23 protein-coding genes are annotated in these 22,934 nt (G+C 69.0%); 13 read left to right on the forward strand and 10 right to left on the reverse strand.

The features are described 5' to 3' along the window. Positions 1-1,017: a lysylphosphatidylglycerol synthase transmembrane domain-containing protein gene (locus ACZ7SW_RS03765; RefSeq protein ID WP_470228863.1), complete on the forward strand. Its 1,017-nt coding sequence runs from the start codon at positions 1-3 to the stop codon at positions 1,015-1,017. Positions 1,018-1,083: 66 nt separating this feature from the next. Here ACZ7SW_RS03765 and ACZ7SW_RS03770 read toward each other — a convergent pair whose 3' ends face one another. Both ACZ7SW_RS03770 and ACZ7SW_RS03775 read right to left on the reverse strand, forming a co-directional pair. Beyond that, positions 1,084-1,431 (reverse strand): hypothetical protein, encoded by a 348-nt coding sequence (locus ACZ7SW_RS03770; protein ID WP_470228864.1) that lies wholly within the window; start codon positions 1,429-1,431, stop codon positions 1,084-1,086. Between the two features lie 223 nt (positions 1,432-1,654). Beyond that, positions 1,655-3,544 (reverse strand): DUF6541 family protein, encoded by a 1,890-nt coding sequence (locus tag ACZ7SW_RS03775; protein WP_470228865.1) that lies wholly within the window; start codon positions 3,542-3,544, stop codon positions 1,655-1,657. 223 nt (positions 3,545-3,767) lie between these two features. On the opposite strand from ACZ7SW_RS03775, the gene ACZ7SW_RS03780 reads away from it, so the two are divergent. Together ACZ7SW_RS03780 and ACZ7SW_RS03785 are read left to right on the forward strand one after the other, a co-directional pair. After that, complete coding sequence (locus tag ACZ7SW_RS03780; protein ID WP_470228866.1) at positions 3,768-5,285, forward strand: hypothetical protein; 1,518 nt, start codon at positions 3,768-3,770, stop codon at positions 5,283-5,285. 65 nt (positions 5,286-5,350) lie between these two features. Beyond that, positions 5,351-6,079 carry a lysophospholipid acyltransferase family protein gene (locus tag ACZ7SW_RS03785; RefSeq protein WP_470228867.1) on the forward strand — a complete coding sequence of 243 codons (729 nt, stop codon included), beginning with the start codon at positions 5,351-5,353 and terminating at the stop codon, positions 6,077-6,079. 7 nt (positions 6,080-6,086) lie between these two features. Here ACZ7SW_RS03785 and ACZ7SW_RS03790 read toward each other — a convergent pair whose 3' ends face one another. Next, a complete protein-coding gene (locus ACZ7SW_RS03790) occupies positions 6,087-6,911 on the reverse strand; it encodes an HAD family hydrolase (RefSeq protein WP_470228868.1) in 825 nt (274 codons plus the stop codon). A gap of 57 nt (positions 6,912-6,968) precedes the next feature. Here ACZ7SW_RS03790 and ACZ7SW_RS03795 point away from each other — a divergent pair, with 57 nt between their 5' ends. Beyond that, a complete protein-coding gene (locus tag ACZ7SW_RS03795; RefSeq protein ID WP_470228869.1) occupies positions 6,969-7,856 on the forward strand; it encodes an LLM class flavin-dependent oxidoreductase in 888 nt (295 codons plus the stop codon). Between the two features lie 39 nt (positions 7,857-7,895). On the opposite strand, the gene ACZ7SW_RS03800 is transcribed toward ACZ7SW_RS03795, so the two are convergent. Next, on the reverse strand, positions 7,896-9,908 hold the full coding sequence (locus ACZ7SW_RS03800) for a DUF6541 family protein (RefSeq protein ID WP_470228870.1): 2,013 nt from the start codon (positions 9,906-9,908) through the stop codon (positions 7,896-7,898). An 89-nt stretch (positions 9,909-9,997) separates the two neighbouring features. Between ACZ7SW_RS03800 and glf the strand changes: the two genes are divergently transcribed. The 4 genes from glf to ACZ7SW_RS03820 all read left to right on the forward strand — a co-directional run bounded on the left by glf (position 9,998) and on the right by ACZ7SW_RS03820 (position 13,610). Next, positions 9,998-11,221 carry a UDP-galactopyranose mutase gene (gene glf, locus ACZ7SW_RS03805; RefSeq protein ID WP_470228871.1) on the forward strand — a complete coding sequence of 408 codons (1,224 nt, stop codon included), beginning with the start codon at positions 9,998-10,000 and terminating at the stop codon, positions 11,219-11,221. After that, positions 11,214-11,732 carry a phosphatase PAP2 family protein gene (locus tag ACZ7SW_RS03810; protein WP_470228872.1) on the forward strand — a complete coding sequence of 173 codons (519 nt, stop codon included), beginning with the start codon at positions 11,214-11,216 and terminating at the stop codon, positions 11,730-11,732. Before glf ends, ACZ7SW_RS03810 begins: the two co-directional genes overlap by 8 nt. Beyond that, entirely contained in the window at positions 11,729-12,781 is a 1,053-nt protein-coding gene (locus ACZ7SW_RS03815) for a decaprenyl-phosphate phosphoribosyltransferase (protein ID WP_470228873.1), read from the forward strand. Before ACZ7SW_RS03810 ends, ACZ7SW_RS03815 begins: the two co-directional genes overlap by 4 nt. A 532-nt stretch (positions 12,782-13,313) precedes the next feature. Continuing rightward, positions 13,314-13,610, forward strand: coding sequence for a hypothetical protein (locus tag ACZ7SW_RS03820; protein WP_470228874.1), 297 nt, complete (start codon positions 13,314-13,316; stop codon positions 13,608-13,610). A 36-nt stretch (positions 13,611-13,646) separates the two neighbouring features. Here ACZ7SW_RS03820 and ACZ7SW_RS03825 read toward each other — a convergent pair whose 3' ends face one another. Beyond that, positions 13,647-14,339, reverse strand: coding sequence for an SDR family oxidoreductase (locus ACZ7SW_RS03825; RefSeq protein ID WP_470228875.1), 693 nt, complete (start codon positions 14,337-14,339; stop codon positions 13,647-13,649). A 108-nt stretch (positions 14,340-14,447) separates the two neighbouring features. Here ACZ7SW_RS03825 and ACZ7SW_RS03830 point away from each other — a divergent pair, with 108 nt between their 5' ends. Then, positions 14,448-14,816: a MerR family transcriptional regulator gene (locus ACZ7SW_RS03830; protein WP_470228876.1), complete on the forward strand. Its 369-nt coding sequence runs from the start codon at positions 14,448-14,450 to the stop codon at positions 14,814-14,816. 10 nt (positions 14,817-14,826) lie between these two features. Here ACZ7SW_RS03830 and ACZ7SW_RS03835 read toward each other — a convergent pair whose 3' ends face one another. Continuing rightward, positions 14,827-15,582 (reverse strand): ESX secretion-associated protein EspG, encoded by a 756-nt coding sequence (locus tag ACZ7SW_RS03835; protein ID WP_470228877.1) that lies wholly within the window; start codon positions 15,580-15,582, stop codon positions 14,827-14,829. A gap of 162 nt (positions 15,583-15,744) precedes the next feature. Between ACZ7SW_RS03835 and ACZ7SW_RS03840 the strand changes: the two genes are divergently transcribed. Beyond that, the gene (locus ACZ7SW_RS03840) at positions 15,745-15,993 is read left to right on the forward strand and encodes a helix-turn-helix domain-containing protein (protein ID WP_470228878.1); all 249 of its coding nucleotides are present in this window, start codon (positions 15,745-15,747) and stop codon (positions 15,991-15,993) included. On the opposite strand, the gene ACZ7SW_RS03845 is transcribed toward ACZ7SW_RS03840, so the two are convergent. The 3 genes from ACZ7SW_RS03845 to ACZ7SW_RS03855 form a co-directional block, all read right to left on the reverse strand. Continuing rightward, positions 15,990-16,622, reverse strand: a complete 633-nt coding sequence (locus ACZ7SW_RS03845; RefSeq protein WP_470228879.1) for a VC0807 family protein — start codon at positions 16,620-16,622, stop codon at positions 15,990-15,992. The genes ACZ7SW_RS03840 and ACZ7SW_RS03845 overlap by 4 nt on opposite strands. Before the next feature lie 92 nt (positions 16,623-16,714). Continuing rightward, on the reverse strand, positions 16,715-17,470 hold the full coding sequence (locus ACZ7SW_RS03850) for a decaprenylphospho-beta-D-erythro-pentofuranosid-2-ulose 2-reductase (protein WP_470228880.1): 756 nt from the start codon (positions 17,468-17,470) through the stop codon (positions 16,715-16,717). Then, positions 17,467-18,840 (reverse strand): FAD-binding protein, encoded by a 1,374-nt coding sequence (locus tag ACZ7SW_RS03855; RefSeq protein WP_470228881.1) that lies wholly within the window; start codon positions 18,838-18,840, stop codon positions 17,467-17,469. The genes ACZ7SW_RS03850 and ACZ7SW_RS03855 overlap by 4 nt, the downstream gene beginning before the upstream one ends. 145 nt (positions 18,841-18,985) lie before the next feature. On the opposite strand from ACZ7SW_RS03855, the gene ACZ7SW_RS03860 reads away from it, so the two are divergent. The 3 genes from ACZ7SW_RS03860 to ACZ7SW_RS03870 all read left to right on the forward strand — a co-directional run bounded on the left by ACZ7SW_RS03860 (position 18,986) and on the right by ACZ7SW_RS03870 (position 22,441). After that, positions 18,986-19,453, forward strand: a complete 468-nt coding sequence (locus ACZ7SW_RS03860; protein ID WP_470228882.1) for a GtrA family protein — start codon at positions 18,986-18,988, stop codon at positions 19,451-19,453. 5 nt (positions 19,454-19,458) lie between these two features. Beyond that, positions 19,459-21,366, forward strand: a complete 1,908-nt coding sequence (locus ACZ7SW_RS03865; protein ID WP_470228883.1) for a glycosyltransferase — start codon at positions 19,459-19,461, stop codon at positions 21,364-21,366. A 76-nt stretch (positions 21,367-21,442) separates the two neighbouring features. Next, on the forward strand, positions 21,443-22,441 hold the full coding sequence (locus ACZ7SW_RS03870; RefSeq protein WP_470228884.1) for an acyl-CoA dehydrogenase family protein: 999 nt from the start codon (positions 21,443-21,445) through the stop codon (positions 22,439-22,441). Here ACZ7SW_RS03870 and ACZ7SW_RS03875 read toward each other — a convergent pair. Beyond that, positions 22,438-22,680: a hypothetical protein gene (locus ACZ7SW_RS03875; protein ID WP_344282872.1), complete on the reverse strand. Its 243-nt coding sequence runs from the start codon at positions 22,678-22,680 to the stop codon at positions 22,438-22,440. The two genes, ACZ7SW_RS03870 and ACZ7SW_RS03875, sit on opposite strands and share 4 nt — an antisense overlap. Positions 22,681-22,934: the final 254 nt, after the last annotated feature.

Genomic DNA, 22,934 nt, shown 5'->3' on the forward strand with positions numbered 1-22,934 from the left:
GTGACGACCGTTCGTACGCAGAGCCCGGGGGACGACGCCCCGTCCACTGAGGACGCCCCGACCACCGGAAAAGCCCGCAAGTCCACCAAGGCGCGGGTGCTCGACGTCGTGCGCTGGGTCGCCATCCTCTTGGTGATCGGCTTCGCGGCGAAGAGCCTGGCGTCCAACTGGGACGAGTTCTGGCACACGTTGTCGGATGTCGCCTGGCAGTCGTCGGCGCTCAGCCTGGTGGCGCTGATGGTGGCGATCCTCGTGTCCGTGTGGGGCTGGCAGGTGCTGGTCGACCACCTCGGCGGCAAGCCGGTCGGCTACGCCCGAGGCGCGCAGATCTGCCTGGTCGGCTCGCTCGGCAAGTACGTGCCCGGTTCGGTGTGGGCGTACCTGCTGCAGATGGAACTGGGCCGCAAAGCGGGCCTGGCGCGAGCCCGGATCTTCACCGGCTCGCTGATCCAGCTCGGCCTCGGCGTGGTGTCCGCGCTGGTCGTGTCGCTGCTCGCGGCCCCGGCGCTGTTCAGCAACAGCCCGCGCGCGATGTGGCTGTTCGTGCTGATCCCGGTCGGTCTCGCACTGCTGCACCCGCGCATCCTGAGCTGGGGCACGTCGCTGGTCCTGAAGATCCTGCGCCGCCCGCCGCTGGCCGAACCGCTCGGCTGGGGCGTGGTGCTCAAGGCGTTCGGCGCGTCCATGGGCGCCTGGGTGTTCCAGGGCGTGCACCTGTGGCTGCTGGCGAACTCGGTCGGCGCACCCGGCTTCAACGGCCTGATCCTGTGCATCGGCGCGATGGCCGTCGCGATGACGGTCGGCACGTTCGCGTTCATCCTGCCCAGCGGCGTCGGCGTCCGCGAGGTCGCCCAGGTCGCGGTCCTCACGGCGAGCGGCCTGACGGTCGGACAGGCAACGGCGTTCGCGGTGGCTTCGCGGGTGATGTTCACGGTCGCGGACTTGCTGACGGCCGGGTTCGCGGCGCTGGCGGCGAAGCTGACGGCTCGACGGGAAGTGTCGGTGGACGCGGCCTGATACAGGCTTGAGAAAAGGGAGGCCGCCCGGGCGTATCGCTCGGGCGGCCTCTTTTTTGGCGGATTTTCAGCTCAGCTCACGGAACCAACCGGCACGAGTCCGGTGCCGTGGTCGCAGGATCGGGCTGTTCTTGCCGTCCCACTTCCACATCTTGAGGGAGCCGTTGCCGAAGGGGTCGTTCGCGCCGTTCGAACGGTGGATGTCCCAGATGACCGCGTCGTTCGGGCAGCTCACCGGGGTCGGGACGGTGTTTTGCCGGATCCAGCCAGCGAGGTCGTCGACGCGGGCTTCGGTGACCGCGAGGCAGCCGTGCTGCCACGAGCGGCTGTTCACGGCCACGACCTTGCCACCCACTGTGCGCAGCGCCGGGCCGAGACCGAGAACGACGCGCTGGACGGCCGGACGGGTACCCATTCGGTTGCGGTGCGGCCGAATCCGGCCAGGTGAAGGGTTTCTCCGCTCTTCGGGGCGTAGTGCTCACCGCGACCGGGGTGATTCCGGTGGCGGGCTTGTCGAGCTTCGCCAGCGCGACGTCGCGGTCGGTCCGGCTGACGACGCTGCCGGTCAGCGGGAAACGGCGCCAAAAAAGAACAGCGGCAGGATTTCGAAAAATCCTGCCGCTGGGAATCGAATGGGCTCAGCGATTCAGCTGGTAAATCACCGCGTCCTCATTGCGGTAGACCTCTTTCAGGAACGGAAGCCCGTCCAGTCCGATCAGGCCTTCATTCGCGTACGCGGGCTTCGGCGGCGCGGCCGGGCGGCCCAGGATCACCCAGTGGACGTTGAGCCGTTCCGCCGCGGCGCGGACCGCGGGGTTCGTTTCGTAGTCGCGGAAATGCGCGGCGAGCAGCACCGCGTCCGACGGCGGGCTGGAGCCGTCGTCGTGGGCGGCGACGGTCCGGACGCCGCTGAGCGCGTAAGTCCACGGCGTGCCGTCGTAGCGGTCGTTCATCGCCCACTGGCCGGGCTTCGCCAGCTTGCCCAGTTCCACCATCGCGCGTTCCTCGCCGGGCGTGATGTTCTGGTTGTGCGGGTCGGGGCTGTGGTAGCCGCCCGCGACCACGTCGCTGTTGGTCCGGGTGTAGAGGCCCTTCGTGACCCCGACGAAGGCGAGCAGCACTACCGCGGCGAGCGCGGCAGGCGGAACTCGCGAGGGCAGCCGTTCCTTCAGCCACTCGTGCAGCGCCGCGACGCCGTGGCCCGCGATGAACGACAGCGGCACGATCGCCATCGTGATGAACCGGTACGGGTCGTCCCACCACGGCCGCGACAGTGCCATGACCAGCGGTGAGTCCGACGACGCCACCGCCATGTAGAACAGGCCGGTGATCAGCGCGGTCAGCCCGATCCAGCGCAGGCCGCCGAGCCTCGAGAAGAAGATGAAACCGACGAGCAGCGCCGCCGACAGCCAGATCTGCGGATGCGGTTCGAAGTGCTGGAACCCGAGCAGCGCGCCGAGTGCGGTCGTCGCCCGCCATTCGCTGGGCCAGCCGAGATAGCCCCAGCTGCTCGCCTGCCCCAACGCGCCGAACAGCTGCATCGACGCCACGAGAACCGACACCACCGCGATCGGCAGCAGCGCCAGCAGGTCCTTGCCGATCGAGCGCCACCGTTCGATCCAGCGCTGCACCAGCAGCGGCCCGGCGAACAGGATCGCGCCGAACAACGCCGACGAGTGGACGCACAGCAGCCCGATCGCCCCGAGCATCAGCACGAAGCCGGTGTCCAGCGCGACCCGGTCGAGGTAGCGGCGCAGCACCACGGCGGCCAGCGGGGTGAGCGCGATGCCCAGCAGGAACGGGAACAGCGGCCCCCGGTTCATCGACTCGTACAGGCCCATCACCGGCGCGACCGAGGCGAGCGCGACCGCCCCGGCCAGCACGGCGCGGCCGCGGAACGCCCGCACCATCACCACGAGCGAGAGCGCCAGCAACCCCGGCAGCAGCGCGGTGTTCACATCGAGGGTCAGCGGGATCGAACCGCCGCTGAGCGTGTACTGCACGGAGGCGAGCAGATGGTAGGCGTTGGGGTAGAAGGGCGGTGAACCGTCGCCGTACCAGTTCAGCCGGCTCATACCGAAGAGGCTGCCGTCTCCGCTTTCGGCGATGTAGCGGATGCCGTTGGCCGCATACGGCGCGTCGCCGCCCTGTGCGATCGCGCCGAGGTGACCCATGCCGCGTACGGCGGTGTAGAACCCGATCGCGGTCGCGAGGACGACACACGCGCCGACTGCCCAGTTCGCCCGCGGTTCCCAGGCCCGGGGCTCCGGCTCGTGCGGCCACCGGCGCACGGTCAGCCGTCGGAGTCCGAACGCGACAGCCGCGAAGATCACCGTGGTCAATGCCAAGGTCCAGGCGTTGAAGGGCAGCCCGATCGCCGCCGTCCACGGACCCGCGAGGCCGGCGATGGCGTAGCTCAGCAGAGGCGTCAGGCCGGCCAGCAGCCAGCCGCGCAGACCAGCGGCGACACCGGTGATGAGCCCGGGGATTCCGAGCACGAGCAGGCAGCAGGCAATGCTGGCTGCCACGGACAGCAGAGTGGGTTCGCTCGGCACAGTCTTCCTCAGGTCACGGGACATCCGCCGGCCCCCGCAGTGGCGGATTGGAATCGAACCCCAGACTAGCGGGCACCCATATACACCCGAACGGCTGATGTCGGCGGAGCGCGGCCGCGCGCTTGACTGGAACTGGTGAGGAGCGGTCCGCCAGGAGTCGGCCGGACGGGTGAGGGGCGCGGGAGGCTGGGGGCGCGTGGTTTACGCGGTCGTGGGGGGATGGCTGGCGCTGGCCGCGCTGGTCGTCGCCGCTTGGCGGCGGATGGGGCAGGACCGGCGGTGGCGGGTCGCGGTTCTTCTTCTCGTTCTCGGGTTTTCGCTGTCGCATCAGCTGTTGTTCGCCACTGCCACCGAGGACGCGTACGTCAGTTTCCGGTACGCGCAGAACATCGCTGACGGCATTGGGCCCGTTTTCAACACCGGCGATCGCAGCGAGACATACGCGAATTTCCTCTGGCTCGTGGCGATCGCATTGCCGCGCGGGGCATTCGGTGCGGAAGTGCCGGCCGGAGCCGTCGTATTGAGTGGCGCGGCCGCGTTGGGCTGCGTGCTGATGGCGTATTTCCTCGCCAATCGCATTGCCGCGCTCGCGTTGCCGGAAGGAGTCGAGCCCTGGCGCGCGGTCGGGGTCGCGGCGGCGCTGCTGACCGCGGGGGCGAACGGGCTCGCGGTGTACGGGCTTTCGGGCACTGAGCTGCCGATGTTCGCGTTGCTTGTGCTCTGTGTCTCGTACGCGTTGGTGGTGGGCCGGCCGTTGGTTGCCGGGGTGCTCGTGGCCAGCGCGGTGATGACGCGGCCGGAAGGGCTCGTGCTGGCTGTCGTCGGCGCGGGGTGGCTCGTTTTCGCTGCGGCGCGCGGGCGGCACACCTGGTGGGCGCCGGTCGGTTTTGTGCTGGGCGCGCTGGTGTTCCTGGCTCCGTGGACGGCTTGGCGCGTCACCTACTACGACCGTTTCGTGCCCGATTCGAGCCTGCCGCCCGGCCCCGACTGGCCGTACCTGGGCGGCTTCGCCTTGGCGCACTTAGGTTTCCTCGTCCCGGCCGTGGTCGTGGCGGGATTGGTGGCGAACCGGGGACGCGCGGCGGGAGCCCGGCCTGCGTTGTGGTTGCTGCTGGCGCTCGCCGCCGGGCACGCCGCGTTCGTGGTGCTCTTCGAGGAGGATCCGGGACTTTCGTGGCGGCTGCTCGTGCCGGTACCGCCGTTGCTGGCGGTCGTCGCGGTGGCCGGATGCGGTGCCCTCACCCCGGTGCCGAGGCCGCGTGCGGTTTCCAGGGCGGTTCCGGCGGTCACCGCGGCGCTGACCGGGGTCGCGGTGGCGGTCTCCGTGTTCAGCCCCGAGGTGCTGGCGCGTGTCCAGGCCTGGAGCACGCAGGGTGCGCAGCTGGCCGAGGTCGGCGACTGGCTCGCCCGCTACCTGCCGCCGGGATCCGTCGTGAGCGCCGGGTCGCCGGGACTGCTCGCGAGCCGCGCCGGGTCGAAGGTGCTGGTGGTCGGGCTGGACGCGGAACGGTCGACGCTCGCCGTGCCCGGCCGTTCGGGGTACGCCAGTCGCCAGGATTGTGCCGATGACCTGCCCGCCTGGTACCGCGTCGCGACCTTCCGGCGCACCGGGACGCCGTTCTGGATCTCGGTCTACCCGCGCGCCGACGACGCGAGCCGGCTCGTCGACGAGCTCGATCGCGCCCCCGACTTCCACTACGTGTCCTGCCCCTGAAGTGTGGCGGAGCCGACCCGCGCGACTTACCGGCGGGAAACCTACGGTCCCGTAACCTGGGTCGCATGGCTGATCTCGTGTACCCGCCCGTCCTGGTTGCCGCGCGGCTGATGTTCCGGCTGCTCGACAACCGGCTCCGGGTGACCGGGGCCGAGCACGTGCCCGCCCGCGGCGGCGCGGTGCTCGCCTGCACGCACGTCAGCTACCTGGACTTCATCTACTGCGGCCTCGGCGCCCGTCCGGCGAAGCGGCTGGTGCGGTTCATGGCCAAGCAGGAGATCTTCAGCAACCCGGTCGCCGGTCCGCTGATGCGCGGCATGCACCACATCCCGGTGGACCGCGTCGCCGGGCAGGCGTCCTACGACGAGGCGGTGGCGCGGCTGCGCGCGGGCGAGGTCGTCGGCGTCTTCCCGGAGGCCACGATCAGCCGGTCGTTCACCGTGAAGGACATCAAGACCGGCGCGGTCCGGATGGCCGCCGAGGCGGGGGTCCCGGTGATCCCGATGGCGCTGTGGGGCACGCAGCGGCTGTGGACGAAGGGCCGTCCGAAGGACCTCACCCGCCGGCACGTGCCGATTTCGGTGGTGATCGGCGAGCCGATGCGCCCCGGCCCGGACGACTCGTGCGAAGCGCTGACGACGGACCTGCGCGCCCGGATGTCGGAGCTGCTGGAAAAGGCGCAGGCGGAGTACCCGGAGGCCCCGGAGAGCGACGCCGAACGCTGGTGGCTGCCCGCGCACCTCGGCGGCAGCGCACCGACGCCTGAGGAAGCCGCGGCGCTCGACCGCCGCTAGGAAGCGCTTAGAACCAGCGCTCCAGCACCTGCGCCACCCCGTCCTCCGCGGCCGGGCCGGTCACCTCGTCCGCCACCGCCAGCACCGTCGGGTGGCCGTTGGCCATCGCGACGCCGTGTCCGGCCCACTGCAGCATCTCGACGTCGTTGGGCATGTCGCCGAAGGCGATCACCGACGACTGGGGCACGTCGAAGCGTTCGGCGATGTCCGCGAGCCCGGTCGCCTTGGTCACGCCGTGCGCGGACAGTTCGATCAGCCCGCCCGAGGACGAGTACGTGACGTCCACCGCGCCGTCGAGCACCGCGCGCACCGCTTCGGCCATCTCCTCCGACGTCATCCCTCGGCGGCTGACCAGCAGCTTGATCGCGGTCTTCCCGAGCACCTCGGCGCGCGGCGCGATCCGGCTCTCCTCGTCGCCCCACGGGTTGTGGTACTCCGGCTCGATCACGAAATTGCGCAGTTCGTGATCGACCGAGCCGGTGCCGATCCGTTCCGCGGCCAGCCGGCAGCCGGGCAGCGCCTTGTCGAGCGCGGAGGCCAGGTCGTGCAGCAGCACCGGCTCGAGTTCGCCGTGCACCGCGACCACCGAATCGGCTCCGATGTCGAGCAGCACGGCGCCGTTGGCGCACACCGCGTACCCGGTCAGCCCGAGCGGCCCGGCGATCGGTGCGATCCAGCGCGGCGGGCGGCCGGTGCACAGCACGAACGGCACGTCGTCGGCCAGGACCCGCTGGACGACCGACACCGTGCGCGGCGTCACTTTTTCACTGGGGCCGAGCAGGGTGCCGTCGACATCGGACGCGATCAACCGGGGTTTCTCCACGCGTCCCATTCTCCCGGTCGCCGCCCGTTCGAGCGAATGTCAGTGCTGGACGTTACGGTCGGCCTCGTGCGAGCAGGCATCGTAATTCTCCCTGAAGACCGCTGGTGGGCGGCCGAACCGAAATGGCGCGCGGCCGAGGAGTACGGCTTCGACCACGCGTGGACCTACGACCATCTCGGCTGGCGATCGCTGGTCGACGGGCCGTGGTTCTCCGCGGTCCCCACCCTCACCGCGGCCGCCATGGTCACCTCCACGATCCGGCTGGGCACCTTCGTCGCCTCGCCGGTCGCGCGGCATCCCGTGCCGTTCGCGCGCGAGCTGATCACCCTGGACGACGTGTCCGACGGACGGTTCGTGCTTGGCGTCGGCGCGGGCGTGGACAGTTCGCGCTACGACGCACAGGTGCTCGCCGCGCCGGAGCTGACCGCGCGGCAGCGGGTCGACCGCTTCACCGAGTTCGTCGAGGCCCTCGACGGGCTGCTGATGACCGACAACTTCGACTTCTCCGGCGAGTACTACTCCGCGCGCGGTGCGCGGAATCTGCCCGGCACGGTGCAGCGCCCTCGGCTGCCGTTCCTGGTCGCGGCCAACGGCCCGCGCACCATGACGCTGGCCGCGCGGTTCGGCGCGGGCTGGGTCACCACCGGCCGCGGCGGGGACACCCTCGACGAGTGGTGGACCGGTATCGCGGAGCTGGTCCGCACGTTCGACCAGCGGCTCGAAGCGGCCGGTCGCGAGCCGGCGGGCATCCAGCGGTACCTGAGCCTCGACGCGGCGCCGGTGTTCTCGCTCAGCAGCGTCGCGGCGTTCCGCGAGGCCACCGAGCGGGCCCGTGAGCTGGGCTTCTCCGACGTCATCGCGCACTGGCCGCGTTCGAGCGGGCCGTACGAGGGCCACGAGTCGGTGCTGGAAAAGGTCGTCGAAGAAGTGCTTCCGGGCCTCAAGGCCGAGTGATGCCTCGTGACCGCGGCGGGGAGGCCGCGGTCACGAGTTTCACTTGATGATCGTGTAGATCTGCGCGCCGGGATTGTCGTACACGAGGCGCAGGAAGTCGCTGCCCCGGAGGTCGCGCAGCCCGGGGGAGAGCGGCGCGTCCTTGGCGATCGAGCCGCTGCCCACCAGCACGTGGTGCACCTTCAGCCGCTGCACCGCCTGGCGTACGCGCAGGTCGAGGTCGTAATCGCGGAAGTGCAGCGCCAGATATGCCGCGTCCGGCGAGATCGGGCCGCCGCCGTCGTAGTGGCCCGCCACTGGGTGCACACCGGTCAGCGCGTACATCCACGCGGTGCCGTCCAGCCGGTCGTTCAGCACCTTCTGGTCCGCCGGGATGCCCATCCGGCCGAGGAAGTCCATGGCCGCGATCTCGTCCGGGCTGACCGGCGGCGTGACCTCGCCCTCCGGCCCGTTGTAGTACAGGAACGACACCGCGGTGGCGTTCGCGGTGCGGTAGAAACCGCCGGTGAACACCGCGGTCAAGGCCACGACGACCGCCGCCGCCGCGACCCCGAGCCGCGACACCACCTTCGGCCGCGCCTTCGCCCAGCTGACCGAGCGGATCAGCTGCGCGATCCAGCGCTGCAGCTCCGCCATGCCGTGCCCGGCGAGCAGGCACAGCGGGATCGCGGCCAGCGCCATCAGCCGGAACCGGTCGTTCCACCACGGCCGCGACAGCGAGATCACCAGCGGCGACGCGCCGTAGGACGTGACCAGCACGAACAGGCCGGACAGCCCGATCGCGGACACCATCAGCCAGCGCAGCCTGCCGAGCGAGCGGAAGCTCAGCACGCCGACCAGGAGCAGCACGGTGAGCCAGAGCTGCGGTTTGTGCAGCACCTGCTGGAAGGTGGCGAGCATGTTCAGCGCGGACATGACCGGTAGGTCCGAGTTCCACGGCTGGTACGGGTACGCGCCGTTGGTGAAGCCGATCGCGCCCAGGATCTGCAAGGAGGCGAGCGCGAGCGCGATCACCATGACCGGCACTGTGCGCACGATGTCGCCGCCGATCACGCGCAGCCCGTTGCGCCCTTCGGGCACGCCGTCCACTTGAAGCCCGCGAAGCGACCGATACCAGCGCTGCAGCACTAGTGGCGCGGCGAAGAGCGTGCCGCCGAACAGTGCGCTCGAATGCGCAACTAGCAAGCCGTCCACGGTGAGCGCGAGCACTAGGCCGGTGTCGACGCCTGGGCGTACGAGGAAGCGCTGCAGCGAGACCACCATGAGCGGCGTCAGGACGACGCCCAGCGCGTACGGCAGCAGGCCGCTCGACACCGACTCGTACGCGCCCGTAGTGGCCGCGGCGGCGATGAGAGCCGCGCAGCCCGCGAAGACCGCACGGCCGCCCATCTGGCGGACCAGGGCGACCATCGACAGCGCGAAAATGCCCGCGACCGGCATGGTGACGGCGTTCAGCGTGACCGGGATGCTCGTCCCGGAGATCTGGTAAACCAGCGCGGCGACCAGGTGATAGCCGTTCGGGTAGAACGAACCGTCCGGGTACCAGTTGATCTTGCTCATGCCGATGAGCGAGCCGTCGCCGGTGTCGGCGATGTAGCGGATGCCGTTCGCGTGGTAGACGGTGTCCCAGCGCTGGAAGACCGCCGTCGTCCCGCCGCGCGCGGCCAGCACCACGGCGATCGACAGCGCGGTCGCCACCACCACGCACGCGGCGACCGACCAGTGCGCCCGCTTGCTCCAGACGACCGGGGGCTCCTCCGCGCCGGGTTTGATCCAGCCGCGCACGAGGCAGAGCCTGCGGATCCCCCACGCGATCCCCGCCAGCAGCAAAGTGCAGGCCGCGGCGGTGAGGACGTTGTAGGGGAGGCCGACAGCCGCCAGCCAGGGCCCGCCAAGGCCGGTGACGGCGTAGCTGAGCAGCGGCGCTAGTCCGGCCAGGGCCCAGCCGCGCACTCCCGCGGCCCTTCCGATGATGCCGCCCGGGACCACCAGCACGGCCAGGTAAGTGGCGACCGCGCCGAAATAAGTCCAGAAGGTGTCTGGTGCAGGCATGCTTCTCACTTGTGTAGTGCGGGTAAAACCCGGCGGGATGCCGAGGTCGGTTCGGGAGGCGGTCGCGCGACTGCGTACCCTGAGCGCCCGTGAGCGAGCACACGAACTCCGCCAAGATTACTGAAGACGACTTTCGCGGTTACGACCTCGTCGTCGTCGGGTCCGGTTTCTTCGGCCTGACCATCGCCGAACGGGCCGCGGCCGAGCTGGGCAAGAAGGTCCTGGTCCTCGAGCGCCGCCACCACCTCGGGGGCAACGCCTACTCCGAGGTCGAGCCCGAAACGGGCATCGAGGTGCACCGCTACGGCGCGCACCTGTTCCACACGTCCAACAAGCGGGTGTGGGACTACGTCAACCGCTTCACCGAGTTCACCGGGTACCAGCACCGGGTCTTCGCCCGGGTGAAGGACCAGGTCTACTCGTTCCCGATGAACCTCGGCCTGATCAACCAGTTCTTCGGCAAGTCGCACACGCCGGACGAGGCGCGCGAGCTGATCGCGAAGCAGGCCGCCGAGTTCCGGACCGAGGACGCGCAGAACCTCGAGGAGAAGGCGATCTCCCTGATCGGCCGTCCCCTCTACGAGGCGTTCATCCGCGGCTACACCGCGAAGCAGTGGGAGAACGACCCGAAGAACCTCGGCACGAACATCATCAACCGGCTGCCGGTCCGCTACACCTTCGACAACCGGTACTTCAACGACACCTACGAGGGTCTGCCGGTCAACGGCTACACCGCGTGGCTCGAGAAGATGGCCGAGCACGAGAACATCGAGATCCGGCTGAACGTCGACTACTTCGACGTCCGCGAGCACATCCCGGCGGGCATCCCGACCGTCTACACCGGGCCGCTGGACCGCTACTTCGACTACTCGGCGGGCCGGTTCACCTGGCGCACCGTCGACTTCGAGTCCGAGGTCGCCCAGACGGGGGACTTCCAGGGCACCTCGGTCGTCAACTACAACGACGAAGAGGTCCCCTACACCCGGATCATCGAGTTCCGCCACTTCCACCCGGAGCGGGACTACCCGAAGGACAAGACCGTCATCTTCCGCGAGTACTCCCGCTTCGCGAAGGAAGACGACGAGCCGTACTACCCGATCAACACCGCCGAGAACCGCGAGAAGCTGGAAAGCTACCGCGAGCTGGCGAAGAACGAGGCGCGCGAGAAGAACGTGCTGTTCGGCGGACGGCTGGGCACGTACAAGTACCTCGACATGCACATGGCGATCGGGTCGGCGCTTTCGGTGTTCGACAACAAGATCGCCCCGCACTTCACCGACGGTGCGCCGCTGGATGGGTCGATCGATGCTTGAGAAAGACACCCCGCGCGGTGAGGTGGCCGTGCTCTCCCGCACCCAGAAGGTGCTGAAGAAGCCGGGCACGGTGCAGGTCGCGCGGGGAATGTCGCTGTTCGGGGAGCACAGCGCGGGATGGTTCGCGCTGGGCTTGCTCGGAGCGGCGGTGGACCGCGACCGGCGCAAGGACTGGCTGGTCGCGTCCGCCGGAGTGGTGGGCGCGCACGCCGCGTCGATCGCCGTGAAGCGCGTTGTGCGGCGGCGCCGTCCGGACCATCCCAGCGTGGAGGTTCTGGTCGGCACGCCGAGCAAGCTGAGCTTCCCGTCGTCGCACGCGACGTCGACGACAGCGGCGGCGGTGCTCTACTCCGGATTGACCGGGCGTAACCTGGTCCCCGCCCTGGTACCGCCGATGCTCGCCTCGAGGCTGCTGCTCGGCGTTCACTATCCGACAGACGTTCTGGCCGGAGCCGCCCTGGGAGGCGCAGTCGGCGGTCTGATCCGACGGAAGCTGACCAAGAAGCGATGAGCGAAACGACCGACGAGCGAACCGAAGACGCGTCCGGTACGGCCGAATCCGCGCAAGCGACGGAATCGGCTGCCGAGAAGACCGACGTGGCCGAAGAAACCGAGAAGTCCGAGAAGGCCGAGGCTCCGGCTTCGACCCCGGCTGCCCCGGCCGTCAGCTCCGGCCCGAGCCCAGTGGGCCTCGTGCTCGGGGTGATCAAAACCGCGCGGCCGAAGCAGTGGGTGAAGAACGTCCTCGTCTTCGCGGCGCCGTTCTTCGCGTTCTCGAAGGCGACGAACCGGACCGAGCTGGTCATCGACGCGCTGATCGCCTTCGTGGCGTTCTCGCTCACCGCCTCGTCAGTCTACCTGATCAACGACGCCGTCGACGTCGAGGCCGACCGGGCCCACCCGACGAAGCGCAACCGCCCGATCGCGGCCGGCATCGTCCCGGTCCCGGTGGCCTACGCCTCGGCCGTGGTGTTCTTCCTGGCCGGTCTCGCCGTGTCGTTCGCGGCGGACTGGCGGCTGGCGATCGTGCTGGCGGTCTACGAAGCCGTCCAGCTCGGCTACTGCTTCGGCCTGAAGCACCAGCCGGTGGTGGACCTGGCGATCGTCGGCTCGGGCTTCCTGATGCGCTCGGTGGCGGGCGGTGTCGCCGGCGGCATCGCGATGTCGCAGTGGTTCCTGCTGGTCACGGCGTTCGGCTCGCTGTTCATGGTGGCGGGCAAGCGGTACGCGGAGATCATGCTGTTCGAGCGCACCGGGGCGAAGATCCGGTCCTCGCTGAAGAAGTACTCGGCGAGCTACCTGCGCTTCGTGTGGGCGACGTCCGCGGCGATCCTGATCATGTCCTACTGCCTGTGGGCGTTCGAGATCCGCCAGGCCGAGCACAACTCGGTGTGGGCGGTCGTGTCGATGGTCCCGTTCGTGATCGCGGTGCTCCGCTACGCGGTCGACGTGGACGGCGGCAACGCCGGCGCGCCCGACGAGATCGCCCTGAAGGACCGCGTGCTGCAGGTGCTCGGCGCGACCTGGGTCGTGACCCTGTTCCTGTCGTTCTACCTGTGAACGGCGCGCGGATTTAAACAGCTGGGATTCAGCTTCTCCACAGCATCGACGGTCACCCTCGGGGGTGGGAGCCGGGACACCCCGCCTCCCACCCGCTCAGCCCGGAGGACCGACGATGAACGACAACGAGAACCCCTCGCCTGGCGAGCCCGCCGGGCAGGAACCGACTGAACAGTTCGGCCGGACCGGGGACCTGGGTGGAGCTTCCGCTGGTGCAGACGCTTCGGCCGGTTCGGCTGGTCAGCCGGGGGCGGCCGGGGAAGGCCCTCAGCCGAGTCGGCCGGTGCCGTCCGCCGAGCAGACCAGTCAGCTTGGTCAGCCCGCGCCGTCCGCGGAGCAGACCAGCCAATTGGGCCAGCCGGTGCCGTCTGCCGAACAGACTAGCCAGCTAGGCCAGCCCGCGCCGTCCGCCGAACAGACGGGCCAACCCGCATCCTCCGCCAAACAGGCGGGTCAAGCGGGTCAGCAGCCCGGTCCGGCCGCTCAGCAGCCGCCTCAGCCCGGCCAATTCACTCAACCCGGCCCGTGGGGCATGCCGCTGCCGCCGCCGAGGCAGAGCGGCTTCCGCCGGTTCGTAGCCCACCGGGCGACGCAACTGGTCGCGGTGGGAGTCCTTGGCTTGGCCGTGGGCGGCGGAATCGTCGGCGGCGTCATGGCCGCGACCCACCACCCCGGGATGAGCCAGCACCAGGGCGGCCACCGCTTCAACGACGGCGGCCCCGGCCAGCGGCACCGCGTTCCGAACGGCCAGAACGGCGGCGACCAGAACAACGGTCCCGGGTTCGGCAACGGGAATGGCGGCAACACCGGATCTGGCCCCGGGAATTGATCAAGCCTTTCGCGCAGAATCCCTGCCCGCCAGACCTCACTCACCCAGTAGCGCTGGATACAAAACCGTCGGATGCTCGGACAGCCCGGCTTTCACGCTCGAGCTGTCCGCGTCCGCGATGATCTCGATTTCTCCCGCTTCGAGGCCGTCCAGCGCGAGCCGGACGACCTCGGCCGGGTCGTTCTTCGGGATGTCGAAGCCCGCCATCATGTCGGTGTCGGTGCTGGCCATGACCAGGCCGCTCACCAGCGTGCGCTGGGACAGCAGTTCCAGCCGCACCGAGTTGGTCAGGCTCCACGCGGCCGCTTTCGACGCCGCGTATCCCGCCGAGCCCGGGTAGGTCGCCCAGGAAAGGACCGACAGAACGTTCAGAACCGCGCCATCTTTCAAGCCTGGCGCGAATGCGCGGATTACCCGCAGCGGGCCGAAGAAATTCGTCTCCATTTCCCGGCGAATCTCGGCAAGGTCGCCGGTCACCAGGTCGGTGAAGCCGGCGATTCCGGCGTTGTTGATCAGCAGGTCGACGTCCGGGGCAGTGGCTGCGGCGGCCGCGATCGAGTCGGGATCGGTCACGTCCAGCCGCAGGGACACGGCACCGTCGAGGTCGACTGGGCGGCGTGCGGTGGCGTAGACCTTCGCCGCGCCGCGGGCCAGCAGAGCCTGGACGAAATGGGTGCCGAGTCCGCGTCCGGCACCGGTGACCAGCGCGGTTGAGCCTGCGATCTGCATGAGCGTTCTCCTGGAAAAGCCGTCGGAAGGGGACAACGGCTATCCTGGATCCTGACGTCGGTGTCAGGTTCTCGTGTTTGTTGTGCGGATCACGTCGGAGGCTGGGAGATGCGGATCGGCGAGGTGGCGGAGCGCGCCGGGGTCAGCGTGCGTTCGCTGCGCTACTACGAGCAGCAAGGGCTGCTCGAGTCGACGCGCACGTCCGGCGGGCAGCGCCGGTACGGCGACGACGCGGTGTCGTGGGTGGGGTTGATCCAGCAGCTCTACGCGGCCGGGCTGTCCAGCGCGACTATCCGCGAGTTGATGCCGTGCTTGCACGCGGGCGTCAGCACGCCGGAATCGCGCGATCGGCTGCGCGCCGAGAAAGCCCGGCTGGACGAGTACATCTCCGGTCTCGAGCGCACACGTGAGCGGCTCGAGGCGATGATCGAATTGGCGGAGGCGCCGAATCCGCATTGCCCGGTCGTGCTGGGCTAATCGTGCTGGGCTAAAGGGCGGCGAAGGTGTCGTTCAGGATCTTCACGATCGCGCGAGGAGTGCCGGGGATGAGTTCGGTCCGGCCGTCGGTCGTTCGGTAGGTGAGAATGCGGCCGGATTTAACGTCGGCGGCGAGGATTGGGCCGCCGGTGAGGTGCTTGCCGTTCGCGCGCCGGGCGACGTAGAGCTCGTGGGTCGCTTCCGCCGGCTGATTCAGGGTCGAGGCGAGATATTCGTGGCTGTTGGTTTCGTCGAACGGATCCGGGGCCGTGTCCGACGCGGGCGTTACCGAGACGGAGCGGACTGGCGCGCCGGGGATTTGCGGAAGGGTGCCGAATAGCGTCGTGGCCAGGCGGGTCGGGGCGGCGGGTTGGATTTCGACCAGGCCGTCCTGTGCGGATACCAGAATCGCGGCTTGTTCGCGTTGCGCGACCACGGCGGTCCGCTGGATTCCGCCGCGCAATGCCGACCAGGCGAAGTACTCGCGTTCGGCGTAGGCGAGCACTCGCAGGACGGTGCGCAAATACCCGGACGGTGCGTTGTCGTCCGCGAGGCCGAGTCGCGCGAGGAGATTGACGGTGGCGTCGTGAAGTTCGCGCTGCGCACCGGTTTTGACCCAGACCCGGTTCGCGCGCAGCATCGGATGCTGTTGTCCGAGGTCGAGCATCTCCCAGACGGCGGACAATGCTTCGACGGGCAGGGTCACCGGCCGATCGACGTCCTCCCGCACCTGCGCCCCCTCGGCCCCGGCTTTCGCAATCGTCATTAGCACGGTAGTCGATTGAACACCCCGTGCGGTGTCGGTGTCTGCAATTGCGAACAGGCCGGTAAAAGCCGCCGCTGGTAAGACGCGAACGCTATAGGCATAAATGCTCTAAACATTTCTGCTCTGGCCTTGGCGGCGGTAGACGTGTGTGATTAACCGACGATGGCCAAGCCTCCGCTCTCCGCCGCGACTCGCACCATTGGCGAGCGCGTGCGCGAATTTCGCAACGACGCGGGGCTGAGTCAGGAACAGCTGGCCGAACTGGCCGGGGTGCACTGGACGTTCGTCAGTCAGGTCGAACGCGGGCTGCGCAACATCAATCTGCACAACCTGCTCAAGTTCGCCGCCGGTCTCGGCGTGAACCCGGCCCGGCTGGTGGACGGGCTGCGGCCGCCGACGGGCGGCGACTAGTCCACTGTGGACGGTCGAAGCACCTCGCGCAGGGTGCCCTCGCGGAGCAGCAGGATCTGGGTGATCACCTGCAATCCGACGAAGAACGCGATCGACAGCCCGGCATCGAGCGCGGGAACGTCGTCGACCGGCAGCGTGTACGCCATCCCGATGCTCAGTCCACTGTGGACCAGGCTGCCGACGCCCCAGACCACGGTCAGAGTCCGCCACGCCCGGCGGAACGACGGCCGCTCCTCCCAGGCCGAGTCCAGCCGGGAGCCGCGGCCGGGCAGCAGGGCGCGGGCCGCTTGATAGGTCGTCGGGTACTGGCCGACGACCAGGCTCGCGAGCAGCCAGAAGCCGGCCAGAGTGCTGAACCAGGCTCCGCGCACGAGCATCAGGCGGGCGTCGCCGGTCATCAGCGTCGTGGCCAGACCGACAGCCAGGAACATCAGGACGAGCAGGCCGATCCCGTCCACGCGACGCCGGGTGACCAGCGTGTACAGCACGCGCAGCGCGGGCGGCAAGCCGCTGAGCAGCAGCGCCCACACTGGCGGGACATCGAAGGCCCGGAGCAGGTAATACCCGCCGACTGGCGCGCCGAGGTCGATCAGCAGCGCGGCGAGCGACGAGCGGAATTCGTTCCCCATGCACCCGAGTTTCGGCGCGCGGGCACCCTCCGGGCATCGTCGAGCTGGTCAGCCCGGCATCCACCGAACGGTGGAGGCCGGGCCGGAAAACGTCAGACCGGGAGCTTGCGGAAGATCGGCCGCGGCACGTGCCGCAGGATCGACATCACCAGCCGGAACTCCGACGGCGACCAGACGAGCTCCTTGCCCTTGCGCGCGGCCTCGACCGCGACGTCGGCGACCTGCTCGGCGGTCCGGGTCAGCGGAGCGTCCTTCATCCCGGCGGTCATCTTGGTCTTGACCTGGCCCGACCGGACGACGGTGACCTGCACGCCGTGCGGCGCGAGCGCCTCGCCGAGACCGAGGTAGAAGCCGTCGAAACCGGCCTTGGTCGAGCCGTAGACGAAGTTCGACCGGCGAACCCGCTCGCCCGCCACCGACGACAGCGCGATGACCTTGCCGTGGCCCTGGGCCTTCAGCTTCTCCGACAGCGCCACGCCGACCGACACCGCGGCGGTGTAGTTGACCGTCGCCAGCTCAACGGCCTTGCCGTGGTCCTGCCACAGCTCCTCGGCCTCGCCGAGCAGCCCGAACGCGACCACCGTGACGTCGATGTCGCCGCCGGCGAACGCCTCGTCCAGCACCTTCGGGTGGGAGGCGAGGTCCTTGGCGTCAAAGGCCACAGTGGACACCTCGGCGCCGAGATCCTTCAGGCGCTGCGCGGCTTCCTCCAGCCGCGGCGAAGGACGCCCGGCCAGCACGACCCGCAGCGGCTTCTCCGCGAGGTACTTCTCCGCGATCGCCAGCGCGATGTCGGACGTGCCGCCGAGCAGCAGCAGGGACTGGGGGTTACCGACCGCGTCGATCACAGTGCGAGCCTCCGGCTCATGTCAGAGGCGAAAACGCCTTCGGGGTCAACGGAAGCGCGCACCTTGCGCCACTCCTCCAGCCGCGGGTACATCTTCGCGAAGGTCTCGGGCGAGGTGCGCGAGTCCTTCGCGGTGTAGAGGCGGCCGTTCGCGTCCAGGACCATCTCGTCCATTTCCTCGCAGAACCGGCTGAGCCCGTTCTTGATCGGGAAATCGACGCTCAGCATCCAGCCCGGTGTCGGCCAGGACATCGGAGCCGGGTTCGAGTCGCCCATCCGCTTGAACACGTTCAGGAACGAGTAGTGCCCGGACCGCGAGATCGCCCGGCAGATGCCCTTGAGCTGGTCTTCCGCGCCGAACGGCACGGAGAACTGGTACTGCAGGAAGCCCTTGTTGCCGTACGCGCGGTTCCACTCGCTCAGCATGTCGAGGGGGTGATAGAACTGCGTGAGGTTCTGGATCTTGCCGCGCGCGCCCTTCTTGGGCACAGTCTTCTGCCACAGCTCGTTGATCAAGCCGAAGGTGACCTTGTTGCCGAGCCCGTTGGGGAACACGTCCGGCAGCGTCAGCAGCTGCGGCGCGTCGAACTTCAACGGGTTGGCGCGCAGCTTCGGCGGCAGCTGGTCGAGCTTCGCGAGCGAACCGCGGGAGAACGTGGCGCGGCCGAGGCGGCTGTCGGACGAGATCAGGTCCGGCACCGACATCGAGTAGTCGTAGTTGAGGTCTGAACCATCGGTGAAGAGCCCGAGGGTCTCGTCGAGGTTCGAGGTGCGGTCGGCGTCCACGTAGAAGTACGCCGTTTCCGTCTTCTTCATCCGCACCGTCGCGCGGACGATGATCCCGGTGAGCCCGATTCCCGCCACCGTCGCCCAGAACAGCTCCGAATCCGGGCCCTCCGGGGTGAGCGTGCGCACGGATCCGTCGGCGGTGAGCAGGTCCATCGACACCACGTGGTTGCCGAAGCTGCCCGCCGAGTGGTGGTTCTTGCCGTGGATGTCGTTGGCGATCGCGCCGCCGATCGTCACCTGGCGGGTGCCCGGCAGGACCGGGACCCACAGGCCGTACGGCAGCGCCTCGCGCATCAGCTTGTCCAGGCTGACGCCGGCGTCGAGGTCGACCAGGCCGGAGTCCGGGTCGATCGAGTGGATGCGGTCGAGCACGGTCATGTCGACGACCAGGCCGCCCGCGTTCTGCGCCGGGTCGCCGTAGGACCGGCCGAGGCCGCGAGCGATGACCCCGCGCGGGCCTGCGGAGGTGACGGCGCGGGCGATCGCCTCGACGTCGCGCGTGCTCAGCACGTCGGCGACGGTCCCGGCGGTGCGGCCCCAGCCGGTGAGCGTGCGGCGCTGTGTCTCGGGTGCTTGGGTCACGCGGACCAGGGTAGCCACGCCGAACACCGCCCGGAACGTGACCCTGAAGTGCCCGCTTCTACACTTTGCGCATCAAGGCACAAGCGTCCGAGCGTCGAAGTGGGTAATACGGACACTGACGCAATAGGCCGAGAAGGTATTCCAAGTGGTGGCTACAGAACCGCAGAGTGACCAAGCGCAGCCGGGGTCTACCGGGCCTGGGCTGCTGGGCCAGCTGATCCGGTTCGGGGTGATCGGCGGCTTCTGCGCCCTGCTCGACCTGGGCACGTACTCGCTGCTGCGAGCGGTCGGCATGGACGCCACCCCGTGGGTGGACGTCGCGCGCGCGATCAGTTTCGTCGTCGGCACGACCACGGCGTTCTTCCTGAACCGGCGCTTCACGTTCGCCGACGGGCGGCGCGGCGGGAACGCCCAGGTCGGCAGCTTCGTTCTGCTGTACGCCGTCACCTTCTTCGTCGCCGTCGGCGTGAACCAGCTCATGCTGCACACGCTTCCGGAGTCGGGGTGGAAGGCCACGCTGGCCTGGGTGGTGTCCCAGGCAACGGCAACTGTGATCAATTTCGTGATGCTCAAGTGGGTCGTGTTCCGTGTACGGCCGGTAAAGGAGAACTGAGTTCGATGCCCGGTAAAGCAGCCCCGGTCGCGGAGGCGGCCCCCGCAGGCGAGACGCGGTTCGCCGAACACGCCCCCGAAGGCAGGCTCACGGCCCAGCGCGGGCTGTACGCCGGGCCGGCTCCGATCGTCAGCAAGGACATGTACGCCGAGGTCGTGCAGGGCAACGCCCAGCGTGACCGCGGCAGCGTGACGCTCGAACCGTCCGCGAAGGTCACCGGCAACACCTACTTCGGCCGCTTCCCGGCGAGCTACTGGCAGCGCTGGACCACGGCGACCGAGGTGAAGCTCGAAGCCGTCGTCACCGGCGACGGGCTGCTGTCGCTCGGCGCGTCCGACATGCTCGGCGACCCGCGGGTGGTCGACGCGAAGCAGATCTCCGGCGAGAAGAGCGCCAAGGTCGAGCTGACCGGCAAGCTGGACAAGTTCTACGACGGCGGCGCGCTGTGGCTCGACCTCGAGACCGAGGGCGGCCAGACGCTGCGGGTCGAGCAGGTCCGCTGGACCGTTGACGCGCCGGAGACGATCCGCCCGACCGCGGTCACCATCTGCACGATGAACCGCGCCGACGACTGCCTGAAGAACCTCCAGGCGCTCGCCGCGGACGTGTCCTCGCTCGACACCCTCGACGCCATCTACGTCGCCGACCAGGGCACCGACCTGGTCGAATCGCGCGAGGGCTTCGAGCAGGTCGCGAAGGGCCTCGGCGAGAAGCTGCACTACATCAAGCAGCCGAACCTCGGCGGGGCAGGCGGCTTCACCCGCGGCCTGTACGAGGTGGCCGGGCACACCGCGACCGAACACGCGAACGTGCTGTTCATGGACGACGACGTGCTGCTCGAGCCGGACCTCGTCGTGCGGATGACGGCGTTCTCCAACCGCTCGGCCAACCCGATCATCGTCGGCGGCCAGATGCTCAACCTGCTGCACCCGAACCAGCTGCACGTCGGGGCCGAGTACGCCCGGCTGAACACGCTGGAGCCGGGGCAGCCGGTGCAGCACTCGCTGTCCACCGCGGACCTGCTCGGCGTCGACGAGGACGGCAACCCGAACCGCCAGGAACGCCGCCTCGACGCCGGGTACAACGGCTGGTGGTCGTGCCTGATCCCGTACGAGGTCGTCAAGGCCATCGGCTACCCGCTGCCGTTCTTCTTCCAGTGGGACGACGCGGAGTACTCCTACCGCGCCCGCGAATACGGCTTCCCCACGGTGACCCTGCCGGGCGCCGGCGTGTGGCACGCGGACTTCCACTGGAAGGACTGGGACGAGTGGCACCGGTACTTCAACCTGCGCAACTCGATCATCACCGCCGCGCTGCACTCGCCGTTCAACCTGAACCTGCTCTCCCGCGTGCTGATGGCGCAGCTGGTGCGCTACCTGCTCGGCATGCAGTACGGCCTGTCCGCGACGCTGATCAAGGCGGTCGAGGACTTCCTGGAGGGCCCGGAGGTCCTGCGCGACGGCGGCGTCGAGGCGATGAAGGAGATCCGCCGGATCCGCGACGCGTACCCGGAGACCAAGCGGCACAAGGCCACTGACGTGCCGGGCATCGCGTCCAACGACATCGGCATCATCAACAGCGCGCCGCGGCCGAGCATGCAGCGGCTCGTGCTGATCAAGCGCATCCTCGACAAGGTGCTCGGCCGCAGCCGCTTCGGGCTCGGCGCGGTGCCGATCGACGAGGCGCACTGGTGGCACATCGCGCTGTTCGACACCGCCGTGGTGACCGACGCCTCGCAGGAAGGCGTGCGCGTGCGCAGCTACGACAAGGTCAAGATGTTCGACCTGGCCAAGCGCGGCGCGAAGGTGATCAACCGGCTGCGCAAGGAAGGCGCGGGCGTGCAGGAGCAGTACAAGCGCGCGATGCCGGAACTGACCTCGCGCGACAACTGGAAGCGGCTGTACGAGCTGTGATTGCCTGAGCTGGTCCGAAAAGGGCGTCTCGCGTTCGGCGAGACGCCCTTTTTGTCTTTTTGGGTAGCTTGGTTTCATGGCCGACCTGGTTTCCCGTGCGCGCGCTCTCGCCGACGACCTGTTGTTTCCCGCGGCCGCCGAGGTGGACCGGCTGGGCGTGGTGCCGCGGTCGCATTTCGACGCGCTCGCCGAGGAAGGCTTCTACGGTCTCGCCGCGCCCGATTCCGGGGTTGATCTGGACCAGTTGGCCGGCGTGCTCGAAGCGCTGGCCGGCGGGTGCCTGAGCACCGCGTTCACCTGGCTGCAGCACCACGGCCTCGTCGCCGGGCTGGCCGCGACGGAGCGGGAGGACCTGCGCGAGCGGTATCTGCCGGACCTGATCAGCGGACGGCTGCGCGCGGGAGTCGCGTATGCGGGCGTGATCCCGACGCCACCGAGAGTGCGGGTACAGCGGGTCGACGGCGGCTATCGGTTCGACGGCGAAGCGCCGTTCGTGAGCGGCTGGGACGCGATCGACCTGCTGCAGCTGTCCGGCCGCGAAGGCGACACGGTGGTCAATGCCCTGGTGTCGCCGATTGTCGGGCACAGCCTGGTCGCCGAGCCGTTGACGCTCATGGCCGCGCAAGGCACCGCGACGGTACGGCTGAAGCTCGACAACCACTTCATTCCCGACGAATCGGTTTTCGCCAAGGTCAGCCACGACAAATTCGTGGCAGGCAATACGTTCGCGGCACGGCTCAACGGGTGCGCGCCGCTCGGATTGGCCGAGCGTTGCGCCACTTTGCTCGAGGCGGCCGGCGAGGAGGAAACGGCGACGGTGTTGCGTTCCGAACAGGACGAAATCCGGCGTCGGCTCAACGCCGGTCTCGCCGATCCGGCCACGCTCCCGTCCGCCCGCGCGGCCGGTGCCGACCTGGCGTACCGGTCAGCGGGCGCGCTCGCCGCGGCGACGGGCAGCCGCGCCGTGCTGGCCGGGGCGCACGCCGGTCGGCTGGTGCGCGAGGCGACGTTCCTGCTCGTAGCCGCGAGCAGACCGGAGATCCGCGCCGGGCTGCTCGAACTCGCCCGTCGCTAAACGGACAGGCCGAATTTGCCCTTTCGGCTCAGATCGTCGACATAAGCGGCTGCCACGTGGACGAAATTCACGGAAACAGTGTTGCCGTCCCGGGTTTCGAGCGAGTGGACGCCGCCGTGTTTGAGTAGGTCGGGAAGCTTTTCCTGGACTGTCTCGGAACTGTCGGCGGTGAGCGGGAAGATCAGTGGCTCTCCGCCCGCCGAGAGGTGCAGGACCAGTGCTGGTTTGGGATCTGCCATGCCTCCATGGCAGCAGCGGGTGATCATCGGCGGCAAGAGCGGTTCGCCGACAGCGGATCCGCTCACAGCGGAAGCGCGTCAGGCGGTTTCGGCGAGCAGGTCCGCGACGGTGCGGGGCTCGCGATCTGGTCGGCAACCCATCGTTCGTCGTCCAGGACGACGCGATTGACGGGGCCGTCTTCCGGCTGCGCGCTCTCGCCGGTCCGGTGCCACCTGGTCGAGCGGGCCGTGGGGCGGTCCAGGCCACTCCGGAG

The organism is Amycolatopsis sp. NPDC114484 (assembly GCF_055633755.1).

Excerpts from the sequence above, each read along its gene's own strand:
- ACZ7SW_RS03815 (WP_470228873.1), top strand. The coding sequence starts at position 11,729 with ATGAGCGAAACGACCGACGAGCGAACCGAAGACGCGTCCGGTACGGCC.
- ACZ7SW_RS03845 (WP_470228879.1), bottom strand. The coding sequence starts at position 16,622 with ATGGGGAACGAATTCCGCTCGTCGCTCGCCGCGCTGCTGATCGACCTC.
- ACZ7SW_RS03800 (WP_470228870.1), bottom strand. The coding sequence starts at position 9,908 with ATGCCTGCACCAGACACCTTCTGGACTTATTTCGGCGCGGTCGCCACT.
- ACZ7SW_RS03785 (WP_470228867.1), top strand. The coding sequence starts at position 5,351 with ATGGCTGATCTCGTGTACCCGCCCGTCCTGGTTGCCGCGCGGCTGATG.
- ACZ7SW_RS03835 (WP_470228877.1), bottom strand. The coding sequence starts at position 15,582 with ATGACGATTGCGAAAGCCGGGGCCGAGGGGGCGCAGGTGCGGGAGGAC.
- ACZ7SW_RS03770 (WP_470228864.1), bottom strand. The coding sequence starts at position 1,431 with ATGGGTACCCGTCCGGCCGTCCAGCGCGTCGTTCTCGGTCTCGGCCCG.
- ACZ7SW_RS03810 (WP_470228872.1), top strand. The coding sequence starts at position 11,214 with ATGCTTGAGAAAGACACCCCGCGCGGTGAGGTGGCCGTGCTCTCCCGC.
- ACZ7SW_RS03825 (WP_470228875.1), bottom strand. The coding sequence starts at position 14,339 with ATGCAGATCGCAGGCTCAACCGCGCTGGTCACCGGTGCCGGACGCGGA.
- ACZ7SW_RS03830 (WP_470228876.1), top strand. The coding sequence starts at position 14,448 with ATGCGGATCGGCGAGGTGGCGGAGCGCGCCGGGGTCAGCGTGCGTTCG.
- ACZ7SW_RS03840 (WP_470228878.1), top strand. The coding sequence starts at position 15,745 with ATGGCCAAGCCTCCGCTCTCCGCCGCGACTCGCACCATTGGCGAGCGC.
- ACZ7SW_RS03790 (WP_470228868.1), bottom strand. The coding sequence starts at position 6,911 with ATGGGACGCGTGGAGAAACCCCGGTTGATCGCGTCCGATGTCGACGGC.
- ACZ7SW_RS03865 (WP_470228883.1), top strand. The coding sequence starts at position 19,459 with ATGCCCGGTAAAGCAGCCCCGGTCGCGGAGGCGGCCCCCGCAGGCGAG.
- ACZ7SW_RS03820 (WP_470228874.1), top strand. The coding sequence starts at position 13,314 with ATGCCGCTGCCGCCGCCGAGGCAGAGCGGCTTCCGCCGGTTCGTAGCC.
- ACZ7SW_RS03875 (WP_344282872.1), bottom strand. The coding sequence starts at position 22,680 with ATGGCAGATCCCAAACCAGCACTGGTCCTGCACCTCTCGGCGGGCGGA.
- ACZ7SW_RS03870 (WP_470228884.1), top strand. The coding sequence starts at position 21,443 with ATGGCCGACCTGGTTTCCCGTGCGCGCGCTCTCGCCGACGACCTGTTG.